This window comes from Dechloromonas hankyongensis (genome assembly GCF_022012295.1).
In the GTDB taxonomy this organism is placed as follows: Bacteria; Pseudomonadota; Gammaproteobacteria; order Burkholderiales; family Rhodocyclaceae; genus Azonexus; species Azonexus hankyongensis.
In genome coordinates this window covers 1-3,915 of sequence record NZ_JAKLTN010000013.1, presented here as the reverse complement: position 1 = coordinate 3,915, position 3,915 = coordinate 1, and the positions used below count along the sequence as shown (strand labels likewise).

Here is a 3,915-nt window from a genome sequence, read left to right as displayed (position 1 = left end):
TACATCCCTAGATAAGCGGCCCGCACCTGCTCATTGGCAATGAGTTCCTGCCCGGAGCCGGTCAGGGTGATGTTGCCGGTCTCCAGCACATAACCGCGATCGGCGATGGCCAGCGCAGCAAAGGCATTCTGTTCGACCAGGAAGATGGTCATCCCCTGGGCTTTCAGTGTTTTGACGACGTTGAACACCTCTTCGACCAGCAGCGGGGCCAAGCCCATCGACGGCTCATCGAGCAGCAACATCTTCGGCCTTCCCATCAGCGCCCGGCCGATGGCCAGCATCTGCTGCTGACCGCCGGACAGCGTCCCGGCGGGTAGAGCGCGCTTCTCCTTCAGGATAGGGAACATCGCGTAAATCTTCTCCAGATCGCCCTCGACCTGGTGCTTCGGTTGCGTATAAGCCCCCAGGCGCAGGTTGTCCTCGATGGACAGCGGCCCAAACACCTGCCGCCCCTCCGGACTCTGGCAAATCCCCCGGCGCATTCTGAGGTCGGCCCGCAGCTTGGAAATATCCTCGCCATCGAACGTGATCTTGCCGGCACTCATCGGCTGCACGCCGGATAGCGTCCTCAGGAATGTCGTCTTCCCCGCCCCGTTGGCCCCGACCAGGGCGACCAGCTCACCCTGCCGTACTTCCAGGTCGATCCCCTTCAGCGCCTTGATCCGCCCGTAGCAACTCTCCATGCCCTTCACGGAGAGCAGCACATCACCCGAGGGCGCTGCCCCCGGCTGCAAACTGCCGGCACTCTGCGCCCCGAGGCCGATCGACTCCGGCGCCAGGCTGGCAATGCGGTGGAACAACTCGCGGAACTCCGCCTTCGCCTTGCCGCCGAACAGCGGATCGTCGTTATCCAGAAAGGCCTTGTCGATCTCCGCCCAGTCGTCGGCATTCAGATGTTCGCGTGCCAGCGGCAAGGCATCCTTCTCCTCGCTGCGGATATGCGCCTTGATCGCCGTCGTGTAGTTACGCAGGGCGCTGGTGAAAGCCGCATTGGCCTCACCGCCGCCGGCGGCTTGCGCCAGCTTGGTGCGCAGGTCTTTCAGATTCTCCGGCCCGTTCTGATGCTCGGCCTGCAGGCGGTCGATCAAGTTTGCCGCTTCCGTGGAGCGCGCCCGCAGCAGGCGGAACAGGAAGTCATCCTCCTTGGCGTGATGCGAGCGGTCCATGAACTGCTCGATATAGTCGAACACCGACGTGAAGAACGGCGCCTCCACCTTGCCGCCGGCATCGATCTCGTCGGCGACCAGGTCGAGCGTGGTGGCGATGCGCCACAGGTTCTGATGTTCCTCGGTAATGATGCGCAGGGATTCCATGGTTCTCTCCTCTTGTTCTTTACGCATGGGCGCCGAGATAGGCGGCAATCACATCCGGGTTCTTGCGGATTTCCTCACCGGTACCCTCGGCCAGCTTCTTGCCGTAGTCGAGCACCAGGATGCGGTCGGAGAGGTTCATGACCATCTTCATGTCGTGCTCGACGAGCACCACGGTCACCCCCGAATCGGCGATCTTGCGCACCAGATGATCGACCTCGATGGTCTCCTTGGGATTCAGGCCGGCGGCCGGTTCGTCGAGGAAGATCAGGCGCGGCTTCATGGCCAGCGCCCGGGCGATCTCCAGGCGCTTCAGCGCGCCATAGGACATCGCATCGGCACGGGCCTCGACATACTGGCCGAGCCCGACGAAGTCCATCAGTTCCGCCGCTTCCTTGCGCAGTTCGGCATCGCGCTTCTTCAGTCCCGGGAAACGCAGGGCGGCCTTGACCAGATTGCGGTCGAGGCGCAAGTGGGCGCCCACCATCACGTTCTCGATGGCGCTCATGTTCAGGCAGATCTGCAGATTCTGGAAGGTGCGGGCGACGCCGCGGGTGGCCAGTTCGTTCGGCGACTTGCCGTGGATGGCTTCGCCGTCGAGCTGGATCTCGCCGGTGGTCGGCGTGTACACCCCGGTGATCAGGTTGAACAGCGTCGTCTTGCCGGCGCCGTTGGGACCGATCACCGAATAGACGATGCCGGCATCGATGTTGAAACTCACATTCTGGACGGCCTTGACGCCGCCGAAGTGGATGGAGAGGTCTTTGACTTGCAGCATGCTCATCTCACTCTCCCTTGCCGAACTTGGATGCCAGCGTGGGGACCAGTCCCTTGGGCAGGAAGATCATGCAACCCATCAGGATGGCGCCGAAGACCACGGTTTCCCAACCTTCGAAAGTCGCCAGGGCCTGCGGCAGCGCGGTGAGCAGCACGGCGCCGACCAGCGAGCCATAGACCGAGGCCATGCCGCCGATGACCACCATGGTGACCAGTTCGATGGAATGGAAGAAATCGGCAAAGTTGGGGCTGACGAAACCGACGTAATGCGCCGTAACGCTGCCCATCAGGCTGGCGAAGACGGCGGACAGCACGAAGATCGCCACCTTGTAGCGGACGACATCGACGCCGACCACCTGCGACGCGACTTCCGAGCCGTGCAGGGCGCGCAGGGCGCGACCGAAGGGCGAGTCGATCAGGTTCAGCGAGGCCCACACCGACACACTCAGCAGCAGGGCGACGACCCAGTACCACTGCTTGTCGGAAGACAGCTCGAAACCGAACAGGCCCATCGCCGGGACCGGCATGCCGTCCGGACCGCCGGTCCATTGCGCCTCATTTCTCAGCGCGATGCTGATGATGATGCCCAGACCCAAGGTGGCCATGGCCAGGTAGTGGCCCTTCAACTTGAAGATCGGACGGGCGACCAGGGCGGCCAGGATACCGGTGGCGACCGCACCGGCGCCCATGGCGAGTAGCGGATGCCAGCCGAAATGGGTGGGCAGCACGGCCGAGGCGTAGGCGCCGATGCCGAGGAAACCGGCATGGCCCAGACTGATCTGGCCGGCGAAGCCGATCAGCAGGTTCAACCCCAGCACGATCACGGCATTGATCGCCATGCGGATGACCAGATCGAGATAGAAGCTGTTGGGGACCACGAAGGGCAGTACCGCCAACAGGGCGACGACGATGAACAAACCGAAGTAGACGTTCTTCTTCATGCTTACACCCGATCCGTCGATTTGCCGCCGAACAGGCCGCGCGGCAGGAAGAAGAGAATGAACAGGATGAGCACGAAGGGAATGGCGTCCTTGTAGCTCGACGACACGTAGCCGGCGCCCATCGCTTCCAGGATGCCGACCAAGAGCCCACCGACCACGGCACCCAGGCCGTTGCCCAGACCGCCGACCACGGCGGCGACGAAGCCCTTCAAGCCGAGCATGATCCCGACGTCGTAGGAGGTCAGGGTGATCGGGGTGATCAGGATGCCGCCCAGCGCGCCCAGGGCGGCGGACATGGCGAAGCTCATGAACAGCACCCAACTGGTGTTGATGCCGACCAGTTCGGCCGCCAGCCGGTTGTACGAGGTGGCGAGCATGGCCTTGCCCTGCAGGGTGCGGTTGAAGAAGTACCACAACGCAACGACCACCAACGCGGTGACGCCGAGAACCCACAGGCTTTGCGGCAGCAGCGTCGCGCCCAGGATGTCGATCGGGGTGTCGCCGGAGAAGGCGGGCAGGCTGTGCGTGCCTTTGCCGAGGACGACCTGGACGATGCCGCGGATGACCAGCGAAGCGCCGATGGTGATGATGATCAGGGTCACCGTCTCGGCGCCCTTGACCGGTTCGATGGCCAGTTTCTCGACCAGCACGCCGACGATGGCGGGGACGAGGATGGCGAGGACCAAAGCGACCGGCAGCGGCAGGCCGGCCTGGGTGAAGACTACGGCCAGCATGCCGCCGAGCATGATGAATTCGCCCTGAGCGAAGTTGATCACGTTGCTGGCGTTGTAGATCAGCGTGAAGCCGAGCGCCGCCAGCGCGTACGTCGCACCGACCGTGATCCCGGAAAATAGGAACTGCAGGAATTGGGCTAGCATGACAGCCCC

General features: G+C 63.4%; 4 protein-coding genes. All 4 read right to left on the bottom strand.

The annotated features are described in order from the left end of the window. A partial coding sequence (locus tag LZ012_RS19755) for an ATP-binding cassette domain-containing protein (RefSeq protein ID WP_338033175.1) occupies positions 1-1,313 on the bottom strand: 1,313 nt, incomplete at its 3' end. Positions 1,314-1,332: 19 nt separating this feature from the next. Beyond that, the gene (locus LZ012_RS19710) at positions 1,333-2,094 is read right to left on the bottom strand and encodes an ABC transporter ATP-binding protein (RefSeq protein WP_275712692.1); all 762 of its coding nucleotides are present in this window, start codon (positions 2,092-2,094) and stop codon (positions 1,333-1,335) included. Position 2,095: 1 nt separating this feature from the next. Further along, on the bottom strand, positions 2,096-3,028 hold the full coding sequence (locus tag LZ012_RS19705; RefSeq protein WP_275712691.1) for a branched-chain amino acid ABC transporter permease: 933 nt from the start codon (positions 3,026-3,028) through the stop codon (positions 2,096-2,098). Positions 3,029-3,030: 2 nt separating this feature from the next. Beyond that, positions 3,031-3,915, bottom strand: an 885-nt coding sequence (locus tag LZ012_RS19700; RefSeq protein ID WP_275712690.1) for a branched-chain amino acid ABC transporter permease, incomplete at its 5' end; no start/stop codon positions are given.